Here is a 16,739-nt window from a genome sequence, read left to right on the forward strand (position 1 = left end):
ACACGCGCGGTTTGCGTTTCGCACGAACCGGCCGTCGGCCGGTACGCCGCTTACTTCTTGTAGTTCGCTGCGCCGTCGGTGATTTCCTTGTGCGCGGCTTCGATGCCGGCCCAGCCTTCGACCTTCACCCACTTGCCCTTCTCGAGCGCCTTGTATTGCTCGAAGAAGTGCTTGATCTGGTCCTTCAGGTACTCGGGCACGTCGTCGATCGACTTCAGGTTTGCCGTCATCGGGCAGATCTTGTCGTGCGGCACGGCGACCAGCTTCGCGTCGACGCCCGACTCGTCGGTCATCTGCAGCATGCCGAGCACGCGCGAGCGCACGATCGAGCCGGCCAGCAGCGGGAACGGCGTGATCACGAGCACGTCGACCGGATCGCCGTCGCCCGACAGCGTCTGCGGGATGTAGCCGTAGTTCACTGGATAGCGCATGCCCGTGCCGATGAAGCGGTCGACGACGAGAAGGCCCAGTTCCTTGTCCGCCTCGTACTTCACCGGATCGCTTTGCGCGGGAATCTCGATGATCACGTTGAAATCTTGCGGCAGGTCCTTGCCGGCCGGAACATGATTGAAGCTCATGAGCACTCTCTGTAGGTCGATGGGAATTCGGGACAGGGCGCCGCGGCCGATGCATCGCCGCAGGCGTCCCGCAAGGGAATGCGCCATTATAGCCAATCGACCGGTGGCGTCCGGATGACGATCGGCCGATAATCGTTCCGGATGCCCGGCCGTCGAACCACCGGCGGCGTTACATGGAATCGGCGTCGGCGGCTGAGGCGCTGCCGCCGGCCGACCGCGAAACATGGGGCCTGGGTGAGCGCTGAAGCGCCAACTCGGGTCGACCGCGAAGCATGGGGCCTGGGTGGGCGCTGAAGCGCTAACTCGGATCGACCGCGAAGCATGGGACCCGAGTAAGCGCCGAAGCGCCAACTCGGGTCGACAGGAGGAGGCATGGAAGAGGCGAAGCACTTCATCGCGGGCGAATGGACGTTGCCCGCGCAACTGGAAACCATCGCGGTCGTCGATCCCTCCGACGGCCAGCCATTCGCGTCGATCGCCCGCGGCACGGCGCCCGACATCGAGCGCGCGGTCGCCGCGGCCCGCGACGCATTCGCGGGCCCGTGGGGCGCCGCCAGCGCCGCCGAGCGCGGCCGCGTACTGATGCGGCTGTCGGCGCGTGTCGCCGCCTCGATCGAGGAACTCGCCGCGATCGAAGCGCGCGACACCGGCAAGCCGCTGAAACAGGCACGCGCCGACGCAGCCGCGCTCGCGCGCTACTTCGAGTTCTATGCAGGCGCCGCCGACAAGCTGCACGGTGAAACCCTCCCCTATCAAGCCGGCTACACGGTGCTGACGGTGCGCGAGCCGCACGGTGTCACGGGCCACATCGTGCCGTGGAACTACCCGATGCAGATCTTCGGGCGCAGCGTCGGCGCCGCGCTCGCGGCCGGCAATGCCTGTGTCGTCAAGCCGGCCGAGGATGCGTGCCTGTCGTTGCTGCGCGTCGCCGAGCTGGCCGTCGAGGCCGGGCTGCCGGCCGGTGCGCTCAACATCGTCACCGGCTACGGCCATGAAGCCGGCGCCGCACTCGCGCGCCATCCCGGCATCGACCACATCTCGTTCACGGGTTCGCCGGCCACCGGCAAGCTGGTCACGCAGATGGCGGCCGAGAACCACGTACCCGTCACGCTCGAACTCGGCGGCAAGTCGCCGCAGATCGTGTTCGCCGACGCCGATCTCGAAGCGGCGCTGCCCGTGCTCGTGTCCGCGATCGTGCAGAACGGCGGGCAGACCTGCTCGGCCGGCAGCCGCGTGCTGATCGAGCGCGCGGTGTACGAGCCGCTCGTCGAGCGCCTCGCCACCGCGTTCAACGGGCTGCGCGTCGGCCCGAGCCGCGCCGACCTCGACTGCGGCCCGCTGATCAACGCCAAGCAGCAGCAGCGCGTGTGGGATTTCCTGTCCGATGCACAGCACGACGGCATTCCGATGGCCGCGCACGGGCAAGTCGTCGCCGACGCGCCCGAAAGCGGCTTCTACCAGGCGCCCGCGCTGTTGCGCGACGTGCCGCCGTCGCACCGGCTCGCGCAGGAGGAGGTGTTCGGCCCCGTGCTCGCCGCGATGCGTTTCGTCGACGAAGACGAAGCCGTCGCGCTGGCGAACGGCACGCCGTACGGCCTCGTCGCGGGCATATGGACGCGCGACGGCGCGCGCCAGATGCGTCTCGCACGGCGCCTGCGGGCGGGCCAGGTGTTCATCAACAACTACGGCGCGGGCGGCGGCGTCGAGCTGCCGTTCGGCGGCGTCGGCCACTCGGGGCATGGCCGCGAGAAAGGCTTCGAGGCACTGTACGGCTTCACCGCACTGAAAACGATCGCGATCCGGCACGGCTGACCGCGCCGCAAACAGCACTTGGCACGCGGCCGGCAGCGCCCGGCCGCGTGCCGAAGCACGACGACACTCATATCCAGCACAGGAGACACACCATGCGGTTGAGCGGCAAGACGGCAATCGTCACGGGCGGCGGCTCGGGATTCGGCGAAGGCATCGCGAAGACCTATGCGCGCGAAGGCGCGAACGTCGTCGTCAACGACCTGAACGGCGCGGCCGCCGAGCGCGTCGCGAGCGAAATCGCGCTCGCGGGCGGCAAGGCCATCGCGGTGGCCGGCGACGTGTCGAGGCAGGACGACTGGCACGCGCTGCTGCAAGCCGCGCTCGACGATTTCCATGCGGTGCAGATCGTCGTGAACAACGCAGGCACCACGCACCGCAACAAGCCGGTGCTCGATGTAACGGAAGCCGAATTCGACCGCGTGTACGCGGTCAACATGAAAAGCCTGTTCTGGTGCGTGCAGACCTTCGTGCCGTACTTCCGCGAACAGGGCGGCGGCGTGTTCGTGAACGTCGCGTCGACGGCCGGCGTGCGCCCGCGCCCCGGCCTCGTCTGGTACAACAGCACGAAGGGCGCGATGATCACCGCAAGCAAGTCGCTCGCGGCCGAACTCGGCGCCGACCGCATCCGCGTGAACTGCATCAACCCCGTGCTCGGCGAAACGGCGTTGATGACCGAATTCATGGGCTGCGAGGACACCCCCGAGAACCGCAGCCGGTTCCTCGCGACGATCCCGCTCGGCCGCTTCTCGACGCCGCAGGACATCGCGAACGCGGCGCTTTACCTTGCCTCCGACGAAGCTGAATTCATCACGGGCGTTTGTCTCGAAGTCGACGGCGGACGCTGCATCTAGCCGCTCCTGTCGCGCCGGAATACACCCATCGGCCGACACCCAAGCATTGCTTCGCACGAAACCGGGCCTGGCATCGATACGCCGGCCCCGGCCAACTACAAGGACAGCGGTGCATGGGATCCAAGTAACCGCTAAAGCGCTAACTTTGATCGACAGGAGACAACATGGCAACATCGACGCAGTCGCTGCCGGGCTCGTCCGGCGCATTCGAGGAAGCAACCTATCGCAAGGTGTCGTGGCGGCTCGTGCCGCTCCTGCTGCTGTGCTACGTGGTCGCGTATCTCGACCGCGTGAACGTCGGGTTCGCGAAGCTGCAGATGGCGACCGACCTGAACCTCAGCGACACCGTCTACGGGCTCGGCGCCGGGATCTTCTTCTTCGGCTATTTCCTCTTCGAAGTGCCGAGCAACATCATCCTGCACAGAGTCGGCGCACGCGTGTGGATCGCGCGGATCATGGCGACGTGGGGCGTGATCTCGATCCTGACGATGTTCGTCACGACGCCCGCGATGTTCTACGTGATGCGCTTCCTGCTCGGCGTCGCCGAGGCGGGCTTCTTCCCCGGCGTGATCCTCTACCTCACCTACTGGTATCCCGCGCACCGGCGCGGCCGGATGACGACGTTCTTCATGACGGCCGTCGCGCTGTCCGGCGTGATCGGCGGGCCGCTCTCGGGCTTCATCCTGAAGGCGTTCGACGGCATCAGCGGATGGCACGGCTGGCAATGGCTGTTCCTGCTCGAGGGTATCCCGTCGGTGCTGGTCGGCGTGGTCGTGTTCCTCAAGCTGGACGAGCGGATCGAGAAAGCGAACTGGCTGACCGACGACGAAAAGGCGCTGCTCACGCGCAACGTCGATGCTGAAGAAGCCACCAAGGAAGACCCGCCGCTCGGCGCCGTGATGTCGAGCCCGCGCGTGTGGCTGATGGCGCTGATCTACTTCTCGTTCGTGATGGGGCTCTACGGCGTCGGCTTCTGGCTGCCCACCATCATCAAGGCCACCGGCGTGACCGACACGTTCATGATCGGCCTGCTGTCGGCGATTCCGTATGCGGCCGCCGTGGTCGCGATGATCCTGATCGCACGCAGCGCGGACCGGCACCGCGAGCGCCGCTGGCACGTCGCGATTCCGGCCGCGATCGGCGCGCTCGGGCTCGTGCTGTCGGTGATCTGGGCGCACCAGACCGCGCTCGCGATGCTTGGCCTCACGCTCGCGACGATCGGCATCCTGACGACGCTGCCGCTGTTCTGGAGCCTGCCGACCGCGTTCCTCGGCGGCACCGCGGCCGCGGCCGGCATCGCGATGATCAACTCGATCGGCAACCTCGCCGGCTTCCTGAGCCCGTACATGATGGGCTGGCTCAAGCAGGCAACGGGCGCCAACGATTCGGGCATGTACATGCTCGCCGGGTTCCTCGTGCTCGGCGGGCTGCTGGCGCTGTCGGTGCCGAAGCGGCTGGTCGACAAGTGATGCGCGGCGCGTAACTGCGCATTTGCCCCCGCGAACAACCGAACACGCCGGTCGATCGCCGGCCCCACGCAGCGCCCCGACGTCCGGCATTGCCCGGCCGCTGGGGCGTTTTCGATTCCGGACAGGCAAAACCCGTACCGGCCGGATGCTTCGCCGGCCAGATGACTGCATCGCGCGCTGCCGCTGCCTCGCGACGGACGCAAAAAGCCCCGAAGGCCGATCGGCGTTCGGGGCTTTTACGGCAGCGCCGCGTCAGACCACGGTGATCACCAGCGCGCTTTCGCGGTAGTGCTTCGCAGCCTTGTCGGTTTCGCCGAGGTGCTCGAAGCGCGTCAGACCACCGTAATCGCCAGCGCGCTTTCGCGGTAATGCTTCGCCGCCTTGTCGGTTTCGCCGAGATGCTCGAACAGGCGCGCGAGCGCGCGATGCGCACGCACCTTCAGCGCCTCGTTGTCGGCCAGCTTCAGTGCCGATTCGAGGAACGACTGCGCCTTGCCCCACAGCTGCTGCTGCTGGCACAGGCGACCGAGCGCGAACAGCAGGTCGGCATCCTCCGGATGATCCTTCTTCCACCCTTCCGCCTTCTGGATCAGCGGCAGCGCATCGGCACCGGCCGTGTCCGGATAACGGCGCAGCAGGCGCGCATCCCAGTTGTGCGCGAGCGCGTCCTCGACGATGCGGCGCGCTTCGTTGCGGCGCTCGAGCGGGACGAGCAGATCGGCGGCGAGATCGGCGAGACGTGGCGACTGGCGCTCGACCGGCGACAGCGACTGCCACACCTCGAGCAGCGCGTCCGGGTCGTGCCGGCGTTCGCGCAGCAGGTTTTCCGCGGCCTGCTGGCGCAGCCGCACGGCCGCAGCTGGATGCAGCGCCTCGCGCTTCTCGAGCGCCTTCGCAAGCTTCAGCACCTCGGCCCAGTTCTTCAACTGCTGCTGCGCGCGCAGCGCGACCTGCTGTGCATGGATGCGCTTGCCGCCCGCCTGCAGGTCGGCCAGCGCGGCCAGCGCGCCGTCGGCATCACGCGCATCCGCGCGCATGTCGGCCGCGGCGAGCAGCCGCGCGTCCTGCCATTCCGGCGCGTCGACCTTCGACAGCCAGTCGTCGCGGCGCGTGTACTCGTGCATCCGGTGCGCGGCAGTGGCCGCGACGAGACTCGCGGCGCCCAGGTTCGCATCGACCGACAGTGCTTCACGCGCGGCCTTCTCCGCGCGCGAGAAGCGGCCCGCGTACAGGTTCGCGATCGCGTCGCGCAGCGATGCCTGTGCCTTCTCGTTGCGCGAACGCGCCCGATACGCGGCGACCCGCTGCGGCATGCGCCAGATGTTGCGCACGATGCGCAGCAGCGCATACACGACGATGAACAGCACGACGATGGCGATCACGAACAGGTTCAGCGACACGTCGATCCGGTACGGCGGATAGACGAGCAGCACCTGCCCCGCATCGAAGCGGCCGACGGTGGCAAGCGCAGCGGCGATCGCGAACAGGACCGCGAGCCAGACGATTCCTCGAAGCGTCATCGTTACCCCCGGCTCTTGAACTGCTGAACGGCGTTCAGGCTCGTGTTCAGGTTCGGCACCGCAACCGTCAGCGATGCGCCGTCAACCTGCTTGAGCAGATCCTCGACGGTCTGCGTGTCCTTCGATGCCTGGTCGAAATACTTCCCGAGCGACGCCTGTGCGGCGTGCAGGTCGGCCTTCATCGCGCTGTCGTTGCGCGCGAGCAGCGACAGGCGGGCGGTCAACAGGCGCAGCTTCACGTTCTCGCGCACGAAGTAGCCCTGGTCGGGCGACGCGAGCATCGCGTCCGCGTTGTCGATGCGGCGCACCTGCACGAGCCCCTTCAACTGCTGGCCGAGGCCGGCCGAGAAGTCGTGCCACCACACCTTCCAGCGCGGCTCGCCGGCCACGGCCGACGACGCGGCGTCGGCCGGCGCGGCCTTCGGCGCCTCGTGCGGGACGATCGCCTCGCCGGACAGCGGCAGCGCGTCGATCTTCGCGATCGCATCGTCGAGCTTGATCGCCAGGCCCGTGAGGTCGGCGGCCGGTGCGGCCTTCAGCTTCTCGATGTCCAGCGCGAGCGCCTTGCGGACCGTGACGGCCTGCGCGCTCTGCGACGTTGCGAGGCGCGCGTCGGCGTTCTGCAGCGCGATCAGCGCGAGCTGCGTGTTGCCGGTCAACTGAAGCTGCTGGCTCGCGCTCGACAGCATCTGGTCGATTTCCTCGAGCATCCACGCATCGCGGTTGCGCGACAGGTCCTGGTATTGCTGCTGCAGCGCCTGCTGTGCGCTCTGCGCGTCGGCGAGCTTGCCGTCGAGCTGCGCAAGCTGCGTGTCGACCTGGTGCGTGCTCGCGAGCGCCTGCTCGGTCTTCATGCGCGTCTCGGCCGTCTGCGCGTCGAGCGCCTTCTGGCGCGTGACGAACGTGCCATCGAGCCGGTCGATCTTGCGGTTCAGCGCGTAGCCGCCGACGCCCGCCGCGCAGCCGAGCACGACGACGACGAACCACAGCACCGCGCTGCCGCCGCGGCGCGCGGGCGGTTCGGCGCCCATGTAGGCAGGACGGGACGGCGGTGCGGATGCAGCGGCCGGCTGGGAAGCGACGCTTTTGGAATCGTTGGTATCTGTCATGCGTTTAGTCACCGGTGCGGCTGTCGCCGGTTGGACGGCCTCGTCGGCCATCGTTCGAAACGCGCGGACGATGCGCTCATCGCCCGCGCCGGTCAGCGTAATCCTATCAAAACCCAATGAACGCGCGGTCTGCTCGATCCGCGGATGCGGCGTCACGAGCGGCGCGTGCTTCAGCGCGTCGATCTCGGCATCGTTCAGATGCGCCCGCGCGAGTTCGTGCAGGTTGCGCACGCCTTCCGAGCTCGTGACGAGCCACGCATGCGGTTCGCCGTGGAGCAGCGCATGCACGCGCTCCCACGCGCCGACGCGCGGCTCGGGCACGACGCGCCGGTACGCGGCGACGAGCGTGACGTCCGCACCGGCCTCGCGCAATCGTTCGGCGAGCCATTCGCGCCCGCCGTCGCCACGCACGATCAGCACGCGCTTGCCCGCCAGCGCCTGCGCGCCGCCGAACGCGGCCTCGATGCACGCGAACAGGCTTTCCGAATCGTAATGGGGTACACCACCGTCGGCCGGCGCCTGCGGCGCGATCACGCGATGCGCGGGCGCCGCGATGCCATGGCGCTCGAGCGCCGCGACGCTGCCGGGCCCGACCACGCCGACCGGCAGCGCGTTCGGCCAGATCGCGCCGTACTGCGCGAGCGCGCGGTCGATCGCGTTCGGCGATACGAAAATCACCAGCGCGTAGTCGGCGAGCGCCACGAATGCCGCGTCGAGCGGCGCCGGATCGTCGACCGGCGCAATGTCGATCAACGGAAATTCGAGCACGTCGCAGCCGGCCTCGGCCAGTTGCGACGCAAGCGCGCCGGACTGGCCGTCCGGGCGCGTCAGGACAGCGGTGAACGCGCGCGCGCCGCCCGCCATCAGGCGTCGCCCTTGCCGGCCGCCTGCGAGCCCGCGAGCAGCGCCCGGACGATGTCGAGCGCACCTTGCGCCTCGAGTTCGTCGGATACCGCGCGGCCGAGCGCGAGCGCATCGGCGACGGTCATCACGGCCCCGCACTCCTCGGCCGTCAGCACGCGCTTGCCGTCGGTCGTCGATACGCGGCCCGTCAGGTACAGTTCGCCCGCGCGCCACACCGCGTGCGCGGCGAGCGGCACCTCGCAGCTGCCGCCGAGCGCGCGCGACACCATCCGCTCGGCCTCGACCGCGAGCGCGGTCTGCGGGTCGTGCAGCGGCGCGAGCCATGCGGCGACGTCGTGGCGATGCGAGGCGATCTCGATGCCGAGCGCACCCTGGCCCGCCGCGGGCGGGCTCGCTTCGACGTCGATCAGCGTGCGAATGCGCGCTTCCAGGCCGAGGCGTTTCAGGCCGGCGGCCGCGAGGATGATCGCCGCGTAGTCGCCGCGATCGAGTTTCGACAGGCGCGTGTCGAGGTTGCCGCGCAGCGGCAGCACGTCCAGGTGCGGGTAGCGCGAGCGCAGCATCGCTTCGCGGCGCAGGCTCGACGTGCCGACCACGGCGCCGGCCGGCAGCGCGTCGAGCGACGCGTAGTCGTTCGACACGAATGCGTCGCGCGGGTCCTCGCGCTCCATGATCGCGGCGAGCGAGAACCCGTCGGGCAGCGCCATCGGCACGTCCTTCAGCGAATGCACGGCGAGATCGGCGCGGCCGTCGGCCAACGCGGCCTCCAGTTCCTTCACGAACAGGCCCTTGCCGCCGACCTTCGACAGCGTGCGATCGAGAATCTGGTCGCCGCGCGTCGTCATCCCGAGGATTTTCACGTCACAAGCTGGATATAATTTGCGCAGCGCATCACGCACATGTTCGGCTTGCCACATCGCCAGGCGGCTTTCGCGCGAAGCAATCGTCAACGTCGCGGGCGGCTGTGCCTGTTGCGGCCCGGCCGCAGGGGTCTCGGAATTCATTGCTGGAACATCGAAGGACGGGATTGAAGATCGAACAATGGTAGCACGCACGCCCCTGCCCGCCCGGGCCCGGAGCCTGCGCCCGGCCTGCCGCCGAGCGGGTCGCCGCGCCGATGTGCGGATGTGCCGCACGTAGCTGGTTGCTTGACCGCAGTTTCGCAGTTTCCGCAGTTCCTTTTGACTCGAGCTTTCCCAAGGAAACCCATCGTGAAGTCTTCCGGATCGGCGCGCACGGCGCGCCGCAATGCTGCCCTGTCCTCCTCCGACGCCTCGACGGACACCGTCGCCACCGCCGCGAACGGCCGTGCGAAAACGGCAACGAAACCGAAAGACCCGATACGTCAGACAAAACGCGCGACGAAAGCCGCCGGCCCGGCTGCCCGCACCGCGGCCCGCGCGGCCGGTGCGCCGAAGTCCGGCACGCGCACGCGCGAGGACAAGGACGGCCCGCTGTTCGAAGACATCCGCTTCCTCGGCCGCCTGCTCGGCGACGTCGTGCGCGAGCAGGAAGGCGACACCGTGTTCGACGTCGTCGAGACGATTCGCCAGACGGCCGTCAAGTTCCGCCGTGAGGACGACAGCGAAGCCGCGCAGACGCTCGAGAAGAAGCTGCGCAAGCTGACGCCGGAACAGACGGTGAGCGTCGTGCGTGCGTTCAGCTATTTCTCGCATCTCGCGAACATCGCGGAAGACCGCCACCACAACCGCCGCCGCCGCATCCACGCGCTGGCCGGCTCCGCGTCGCAGCCCGGCACGGTCGCGTACGCACTCGAACAACTGAAGACGACCGGCAACGCGTCGAAGCGCCTGCTGCAACGCTTCTTCGACGATGCGCTGATCGTGCCGGTGCTGACCGCGCACCCGACCGAAGTGCAGCGCAAGAGCATCCTCGACGCCCAGCACGACATCGCGCGCCTGCTCGCCGAACGCGATCAGGAACTGACGAGCCGTGAGCGCCAGCACAACGAATCGATGCTGCGCGCGCGCGTCACCGCGCTGTGGCAGACCCGCATGCTGCGCGACTCGCGCCTGACGGTCGGCGACGAGATCGAGAACGCGCTGTCGTACTACCGCGCGACGTTCCTCGACGAACTGCCCGCGCTGTACGGCGACATCGAGGCCGCACTCGCCGAGCACGGCCTGTCCGCGCGCGTACCCGCGTTCTTCCAGATGGGCAGCTGGATCGGCGGCGACCGCGACGGCAACCCGAACGTGACCGCGCCGACGCTCGAGGAAGCGATCAACCGCCAGGCCGCGGTGATCCTCGAGCACTATCTGGAACAGGTGCACAAGCTCGGCGCCGAGCTGTCGGTGTCGAACCTGCTCGTCGGTGCGAACGACGCCGTGAAGGCGCTCGCGGCAGCTTCGCCCGACCAGTCGCCGCACCGCGTCGACGAACCGTATCGCCGCGCACTGATTGGCATCTACACGCGCCTCGCCGCAAGCGCGCGCGTGCGGCTCGGCGAAGGCACGGTGCCGGTGCGCAGCGCAGGCCGCGGCGCGCCGCCCGTGCGTGCGGTCCCGTACGCGGATTCCGAAGCGTTCGTCGCCGACCTGAAGGTGCTGACCGCGTCGCTCGACGAACACCATGGCACGTCGCTCGCCGCGCCGCGCCTCGCGCCGCTCGTGCGCGCGGCCGAAGTGTTCGGCTTCCATCTCGCGAGCATCGACCTGCGCCAGAGCTCCGACATCCACGAAGCCGTGGTCGCCGAACTGTTCGCCCGCGCGGGCGTCGAGGCCGACTACGCGGCGCTCGCCGAGGAAGACAAGCTGCGCGTGCTGCTCGCCGCCCTGGCCGACCCGCGTCCGCTGCGCTCGCCGTACTTCGAATACTCGGCGCTCGCGCAGAGCGAGCTCGGCGTGTTCGAGAAGGCGCGCGAAGTCCGCGCGCAATTCGGCGCACGTGCGGTACGCAACTACATCATTTCGCATACGGAAACCGTCAGCGACCTCGTCGAGGTGCTGCTGCTTCAGAAAGAGACGGGCCTGCTCGAAGGCGCGCTCGGCGTCCCGGACGGCGATGCGAAGAACAGCCTGATGGTGATCCCGCTGTTCGAGACGATTCCCGACCTGCGCGACGCCGCGCGCATCATGCGCGAGTACTTCGCACTGCCGGGCATCGACGCGCTGATCGCGCACCAGGGCGCCGAGCAGGAAGTGATGCTCGGCTACTCGGACAGCAACAAGGACGGCGGCTTCCTGACGTCGAACTGGGAGCTGTATCGTGCGGAGCTCGCGCTCGTCGACCTGTTCCGTGACCGCAAGATCACGCTGCGCCTGTTCCACGGCCGCGGCGGCACGGTCGGCCGCGGCGGCGGCCCGACCTACCAGGCAATCCTGTCGCAGCCGCCGGGTACCGTGAACGGCCAGATCCGCCTGACCGAACAGGGCGAGGTGATCGCGAGCAAGTTCGCGAACCCGGAGATCGGCCGCCGGAACCTCGAGACGGTCGTCGCCGCGACGCTCGAAGCCACGCTCCTGCCGCAGAACAACGCGCCCGCACAGTTGCCGGCGTTCGAGGCCGCGATGCAGACGCTGTCCGATTCGGCGATGGCCGCGTACCGCGCGCTCGTCTATGAAACCCCGGGCTTCACCGACTACTTCTTCTCGTCGACGCCGATCACCGAGATCGCCGAGCTGAACATCGGCAGCCGCCCGGCTTCGCGCAAGCTGCAGGATCCGAAGCAGCGCAAGATCGAGGACCTGCGTGCGATTCCGTGGGGCTTCTCGTGGGGCCAGTGCCGACTGCTGCTGACGGGCTGGTACGGCTTCGGCAGCGCGGTGAGTGCGTACCTCGACGGCGCGCAGGACGACGCCGAGCGCACGAAGCGCGTCGCGCTGCTGAAGAAGATGAACAAGACCTGGCCGTTCTTCTCGAACCTGCTGTCGAACATGGACATGGTGCTCGCGAAGACCGACCTCGCGGTGGCGTCGCGCTACGCGCAGCTCGTTTCCGACCGCAAGCTGCGCAAGCACGTGTTCGAGCGGATCGTCGCGGAATGGGAGCGCACGTCGCAGGCGCTGGCGGAAATCACCGGTCACGAAGGCCGCCTCGCGACCAACCCGCTGCTCGCGCGCTCGATCAAGAACCGCTTCCCGTATCTCGATCCGCTGAACCACCTGCAGGTCGAGCTGATCAAGCGCCACCGTGCGGGCGACACGAACGCGCGGCTGCGCCGCGGGATTCACCTGACGATCAACGGGATCGCGGCCGGCCTGCGCAATACGGGCTGATCCGCCTGCGGCGCGGTGCGATTCCGCGCCGACTGACGTCTTGAAAGCCGCGATACGCGATGGGGCGTATCGCGGCTTTTTTCATGCGCGGGCACAAGCGCAGCGACACACCTCGCGCTCAGTGCGCGTCGATCAGCAACGCGTCGTGTTCGAACGAACCGTCGGGCTGCACCGCGTAGTAGCCGCGCACCTCGTCCGGCGCATGCGCCCACAGCGCGCGAATGCCGGCGACGCTGTCGGCCGGCGTGCGAATGCGCGCGACCCACGTATCGAAATCGATCGGCAACCGCCAGCGGCTGTGCACGTGCGCGTCGAAGCCGGCTTCGCGGAACATCGCGAGCCATTCGTCCGCGCGGTAGTCGCGCACGTGCGACGCGTCGCGCAGCACTTCCGCGGCCTGCAGGTACGTATCGAGAAGCGGATGGTCGTTGCCGGCGATATCGATCATCAGCACGCGGCCGCCCGGTTTCAGCACGCGGTGCACCTCGGCGAGCGCCGCGCGCATGTCGTGCCAGTGGTGCGCGCTCATCCGGCTCACGACCCAGTCGAACGTCGCCGTGTCGAACGGCAGTTGCTCGGCCGGGCCCTGCTGCGTGCGGATGTTCGCGAGCCCGCGTTCGCGCGCGGCGGCGTCGACGGTCGCGAGCATCTGCGCGGCGAGATCGTAGGCGACCACGTCGCGCACGTGCGGCGCGACGGCGAAGCTCGCGTGGCCGGCGCCACAGCCGAGATCGAGCACCGCGGCATCGGGCGTCGCGCGCACCGCGTCGGCGAGCGTCTGCAGATCGGCGCCCGTCGCGTGGACCGTGCTCGTCAGATAGGCGGCAGCCGTCGTGCCGAATGCGTCGGCGACCTGGTCGTGGTGTTTCATCGTTCGCTCCTTTGTACTGTTGCCGGTGCGCCAGACGCCTCAGCACCTGCTCCGGCCCCATGCAACGCGTTTTGTGGGACGCTCGCTGCCTTGCCAGCGCGCGAGCCGCTACAATAGGCCGGCGCTTGTACCAGTACAAGTTAAGCAGTTATTCTGGTATTCGATACACCTGTCTGCCCGTTGCCGCGCCTCCGTTTCCATTTCGCCGTTTCCGCATGAACCACCCGTCCTCCGTCTCCGTCCCGCCGCTCGACGCCACGCCCGCCCGCGCACTCGGCGAATTCATCCGCGCCCACCGCGAGCGGCTGTCGCCGCAGGCCGTTGGCCTGCCGCCCGGCCCGCGCCGCCGCACGCCGGGGCTGCGGCGCGAGGAAGTCGCGCAACTGTGCGGCGTCAGCCCGACCTGGTACACGTGGATCGAACAGGGCCGCCCGGTGTCGGCGTCGGCCGACGCGCTCGCGCGGATCGCCGTCGCGCTGCAGCTGTCGAAGGCCGAGCGCGCATACCTGTTCGAACTGGCCGCGCAGCGCGACCCGGCCGAGCCCGACGTCGCGGGCGGCGACCTGCCGCCGACGCTCGCCGCGACCGTCACGGCAATCGCGACGCCCGCGTACGTGCTCGACCGGCAATGGAACGCCCTCGCATGGAACGCGCCGGCCGCCGCGCTCTTTTCCGGCTGGCTCGACGGCGAGCACGACCGCAACCTGCTGCGCTTCACGTTCATGTCGCCGGCCGCACGCACGCTGATCGTCGACTGGGAAACCCGCGCGCGGCGGCTCGCGGCCGAATTCCGCGCCGATTCGATCCGTCACCTGACCGACGCGCCCACGCGCGCGCTGATCGACGCGCTGACCGCCGGCAGCGACGCTTTCGCGCAGTACTGGGCATCGCAGGACGTGTTCGAACGCGAAGGCGGCCTGCGCGAATTCGACCATCCGGCCGACGGCCGCCTCGTGTACCAGCAGATCACGCTGAAGCCCGCGCACCGCGAGGACCTGAAGCTGGTCGTGCTGGTGCGCGACTGAACGGGCCGGCCTGCGCCAGCCACGGTCGGCAGGCCGCCGCGAACGGCTGCGCGCCGCGGCGGGCAGTCCCGCGAATGTTAGAATCGCGGGATTCCCTCGGCGGCGCACGCCGCCCAAACATCCCCTTCGAAGAATCGCCATGACGTCCCAACTGCACAAAAAGGGCGAGGCCTGGTCGGCCCGCTTCTCGGAACCGATGTCCGAGCTGGTCAAGCGCTACACGTCGTCGGTATTTTTCGACAAGCGCCTCGCGCTCGTCGACATCGCCGGCTCGCTCGCGCACGCGAACATGCTCGCCGCGCAGAAGATCATCAGCGCCGACGACCTGGCCGCGATCGAACGCGGGATGACGCAGATCAAGGGTGAAATCGAGCGCGGCGAATTCGAATGGCAGCTCGACCTGGAAGACGTCCACCTGAACATCGAGGCGCGCCTGACCGCGCTGATCGGCGACGCCGGCAAGCGCCTGCACACGGGCCGCTCGCGCAACGACCAGGTCGCGACCGACATCCGCCTGTGGCTGCGCGGCGAGATCGACCGCATCGGCGGCCTGCTGAACGACCTGCGCGGCGCGCTGCTCGACCTCGCGGAACAGAACGCCGACACGATCATGCCGGGCTTCACGCACCTGCAGGTTGCCCAGCCCGTCACGTTCGGCCACCACCTGCTCGCGTACGTCGAGATGTTCTCGCGCGATGCAGAACGCATGCGCGACTGCCGCACCCGCGTGAACCGCCTGCCGCTCGGCGCAGCCGCACTCGCCGGCACGAGCTACCCGATCGATCGTCACGCCGTGGCGAAGACGCTCGGCTTCGACGGTATCTGCGCGAACTCGCTCGACGCGGTGTCGGATCGCGACTTCGCGATCGAATTCACGGCTGCCTCCGCGCTCGTGATGACGCACGTGTCGCGCTTCTCCGAGGAACTCGTGCTGTGGATGAGCCCGCGCGTCGGCTTCATCGACATCGCCGACCGCTTCTGCACCGGCAGCTCGATCATGCCGCAGAAGAAGAACCCGGACGTGCCGGAACTCGCGCGCGGCAAGACGGGCCGCGTGAACGGCCACCTGATGGCGCTGCTGACGCTGATGAAGGGCCAGCCGCTCGCGTACAACAAGGACAACCAGGAAGACAAGGAACCGCTGTTCGACACGGTCGACACCGTCGCCGACACGCTGCGGATCTTCGCCGAGATGGTTGCCGGCATCACCGTGAAGCCGGACGCGATGCGCGCGGCCGCGCTGCAGGGCTTCTCGACCGCCACCGACCTCGCCGACTACCTCGTGAAGCGCGGCCTGCCGTTCCGCGATGCGCACGAAGCCGTCGCGCACGCCGTGAAGATCTGCGACGACCGCGGCATCGACCTGGCCGACCTGACGCTCGACGAGATGAAGCAGGAACTGCCGAACGTCGCGCACCTGATCGGCGAAGACGTGTTCGGCTACCTGACGCTCGAAGGTTCGGTCGCCAGCCGCAACCATCCGGGCGGCACGGCGCCCGACCAGGTACGTGCGGCGGTCAAGGCTGCGCGCGCCGCGCTCGACCAGTAAGCCTGCTGCTCCGGACGGACGCCTTCGGCGTCCGTTTTTCATTCGGGCGGCCGTCGCGCCGCCCATCGCCTTCCCTGCTTCCCGAATGCCGCCGATGACCTTTTCCGCCGCGCTCTTCGACATGGACGGCCTGCTCGTCGATTCCGAGCGGACCATCATGAACACGTGGATCGACGTGTCGAATGCGCACGGCGTCACGCTGACCACCACCGACTACCTGCAGATCGTCGGCCGTTCGTTCGCCGAGGGCCAGGTCATCCTGGCGCGGCTGATCGGCAACCCCGATACGTTCGACGCGGTGCGCATCCGCGTGCGCGAGCAGCTCGCGGCGCCCGAGCCGCACCCGAAGTTTCCGCTGAAGCCCGGCGCGTTCGCGCTGCTCGACGCACTCGCGCAGGCCGGCATTCCGTGCGCGGTCGCGTCGTCGTCCGCGTGCGAGGTCATCCGCGCACGGCTCGACGCGGTCGGCGTGCTGCCGTTCTTCCGTGCGATCGCGGGCGGCGACGAAGTCGCGCGGGGCAAGCCCGACCCGGCCGTCTACCGGCTCGCGGCCGAGCGGCTCGGCGTGCCGGCCCACGCCTGCGTCGCGTTCGAGGACAGCGACTTCGGTGCGCAATCAGCCGCCGGTGCGGGCGCATCGGTCGTCACCGTGCCCGACCTGAAGGCGCCGACGCCCGAAATCGTCGCGCTGAGCCTGCACGTGCTCGCGTCGCTCGACGATGCGGTCGCGCTCGTGCCGTCGTGGTTCGGCCTGCAGGGCACGTCGGCGTCCGCATAGGCGGCACAGGCAGCCCGCCACATGCAAAACGGGCACCCCAAGGTGCCCGTTTTGCCGTATCGCCGAACAAACGGC

At 68.7% G+C, this 16,739-nt stretch carries 12 protein-coding genes; 7 read left to right on the top strand and 5 right to left on the bottom strand.

Annotation, left to right across the window (positions count from 1 at the left end; translation table 11 throughout):
* Positions 1–50: 50 nt before the first annotated feature.
* A complete protein-coding gene (ppa, locus tag CFB50_RS13415; RefSeq protein ID WP_034178734.1) occupies positions 51–578 on the bottom strand; it encodes an inorganic diphosphatase in 528 nt (175 codons plus the stop codon).
* A gap of 372 nt (positions 579–950) precedes the next feature.
* Between ppa and CFB50_RS13420 the strand changes: the two genes are divergently transcribed.
* From CFB50_RS13420 to CFB50_RS13430, 3 genes are all read left to right on the top strand, one after another.
* Entirely contained in the window at positions 951–2,390 is a 1,440-nt protein-coding gene (locus CFB50_RS13420) for an aldehyde dehydrogenase family protein (protein ID WP_069248587.1), read from the top strand.
* Positions 2,391–2,482: 92 nt separating this feature from the next.
* Positions 2,483–3,241 carry an SDR family oxidoreductase gene (locus tag CFB50_RS13425; protein ID WP_069248588.1) on the top strand — a complete coding sequence of 253 codons (759 nt, stop codon included), beginning with the start codon at positions 2,483–2,485 and terminating at the stop codon, positions 3,239–3,241.
* 164 nt (positions 3,242–3,405) lie between these two features.
* Positions 3,406–4,710: an MFS transporter gene (locus tag CFB50_RS13430; RefSeq protein WP_089446202.1), complete on the top strand. Its 1,305-nt coding sequence runs from the start codon at positions 3,406–3,408 to the stop codon at positions 4,708–4,710.
* Positions 4,711–5,042: 332 nt separating this feature from the next.
* Here CFB50_RS13430 and CFB50_RS13435 read toward each other — a convergent pair whose 3' ends face one another.
* Genes CFB50_RS13435 through hemC form a run of 3 tightly spaced genes read right to left on the bottom strand, consistent with a single transcriptional unit; the run spans position 5,043 to position 9,207 of the window.
* Positions 5,043–6,230 carry a heme biosynthesis protein HemY gene (locus CFB50_RS13435; protein ID WP_069248591.1) on the bottom strand — a complete coding sequence of 396 codons (1,188 nt, stop codon included), beginning with the start codon at positions 6,228–6,230 and terminating at the stop codon, positions 5,043–5,045.
* 2 nt (positions 6,231–6,232) lie between these two features.
* Entirely contained in the window at positions 6,233–8,203 is a 1,971-nt protein-coding gene (gene hemDX / locus CFB50_RS13440; protein WP_089446203.1) for a fused uroporphyrinogen-III synthase HemD/membrane protein HemX, read from the bottom strand.
* A complete protein-coding gene (gene hemC, locus CFB50_RS13445) occupies positions 8,203–9,207 on the bottom strand; it encodes a hydroxymethylbilane synthase (RefSeq protein WP_069248593.1) in 1,005 nt (334 codons plus the stop codon). The genes hemDX and hemC overlap by 1 nt, the downstream gene beginning before the upstream one ends.
* A 207-nt stretch (positions 9,208–9,414) precedes the next feature.
* On the opposite strand from hemC, the gene ppc reads away from it, so the two are divergent.
* A complete protein-coding gene (ppc, locus tag CFB50_RS13450) occupies positions 9,415–12,441 on the top strand; it encodes a phosphoenolpyruvate carboxylase (RefSeq protein ID WP_089446204.1) in 3,027 nt (1,008 codons plus the stop codon).
* A gap of 118 nt (positions 12,442–12,559) precedes the next feature.
* On the opposite strand, the gene CFB50_RS13455 is transcribed toward ppc, so the two are convergent.
* The gene (locus CFB50_RS13455) at positions 12,560–13,312 is read right to left on the bottom strand and encodes a class I SAM-dependent methyltransferase (RefSeq protein ID WP_089446205.1); all 753 of its coding nucleotides are present in this window, start codon (positions 13,310–13,312) and stop codon (positions 12,560–12,562) included.
* Between the two features lie 215 nt (positions 13,313–13,527).
* Here CFB50_RS13455 and CFB50_RS13460 point away from each other — a divergent pair, with 215 nt between their 5' ends.
* The 3 genes from CFB50_RS13460 to CFB50_RS13470 all read left to right on the top strand — a co-directional run bounded on the left by CFB50_RS13460 (position 13,528) and on the right by CFB50_RS13470 (position 16,664).
* The gene (locus tag CFB50_RS13460) at positions 13,528–14,337 is read left to right on the top strand and encodes a helix-turn-helix transcriptional regulator (protein ID WP_089446206.1); all 810 of its coding nucleotides are present in this window, start codon (positions 13,528–13,530) and stop codon (positions 14,335–14,337) included.
* 139 nt (positions 14,338–14,476) lie between these two features.
* Positions 14,477–15,886, top strand: a complete 1,410-nt coding sequence (gene argH, locus CFB50_RS13465; RefSeq protein ID WP_089446207.1) for an argininosuccinate lyase — start codon at positions 14,477–14,479, stop codon at positions 15,884–15,886.
* 94 nt (positions 15,887–15,980) lie between these two features.
* Positions 15,981–16,664, top strand: coding sequence for an HAD family hydrolase (locus CFB50_RS13470; RefSeq protein ID WP_089446208.1), 684 nt, complete (start codon positions 15,981–15,983; stop codon positions 16,662–16,664).
* The last annotated feature ends 75 nt before the right edge of the window (positions 16,665–16,739 follow it).

Origin of the sequence: Burkholderia sp. AU33423, from assembly GCF_002223135.1 — a bacterium.
Classification (GTDB): Bacteria; Pseudomonadota; Gammaproteobacteria; order Burkholderiales; family Burkholderiaceae; genus Burkholderia; species Burkholderia lata_D.

What these genes read in the sequence shown, in the direction of transcription:
- ppa (WP_034178734.1), bottom strand. Translation starts at nt 578, where the DNA reads ATGAGCTTCAATCATGTTCCGGCCGGCAAGGACCTGCCGCAAGATTTC.
- CFB50_RS13420 (WP_069248587.1), top strand. Translation starts at nt 951, where the DNA reads ATGGAAGAGGCGAAGCACTTCATCGCGGGCGAATGGACGTTGCCCGCG.
- CFB50_RS13425 (WP_069248588.1), top strand. Translation starts at nt 2,483, where the DNA reads ATGCGGTTGAGCGGCAAGACGGCAATCGTCACGGGCGGCGGCTCGGGA.
- CFB50_RS13430 (WP_089446202.1), top strand. Translation starts at nt 3,406, where the DNA reads ATGGCAACATCGACGCAGTCGCTGCCGGGCTCGTCCGGCGCATTCGAG.
- CFB50_RS13435 (WP_069248591.1), bottom strand. Translation starts at nt 6,230, where the DNA reads ATGACGCTTCGAGGAATCGTCTGGCTCGCGGTCCTGTTCGCGATCGCC.
- hemDX (WP_089446203.1), bottom strand. Translation starts at nt 8,203, where the DNA reads ATGGCGGGCGGCGCGCGCGCGTTCACCGCTGTCCTGACGCGCCCGGAC.
- hemC (WP_069248593.1), bottom strand. Translation starts at nt 9,207, where the DNA reads ATGAATTCCGAGACCCCTGCGGCCGGGCCGCAACAGGCACAGCCGCCC.
- CFB50_RS13455 (WP_089446205.1), bottom strand. Translation starts at nt 13,312, where the DNA reads ATGAAACACCACGACCAGGTCGCCGACGCATTCGGCACGACGGCTGCC.
- CFB50_RS13460 (WP_089446206.1), top strand. Translation starts at nt 13,528, where the DNA reads ATGAACCACCCGTCCTCCGTCTCCGTCCCGCCGCTCGACGCCACGCCC.
- argH (WP_089446207.1), top strand. Translation starts at nt 14,477, where the DNA reads ATGACGTCCCAACTGCACAAAAAGGGCGAGGCCTGGTCGGCCCGCTTC.
- CFB50_RS13470 (WP_089446208.1), top strand. Translation starts at nt 15,981, where the DNA reads ATGACCTTTTCCGCCGCGCTCTTCGACATGGACGGCCTGCTCGTCGAT.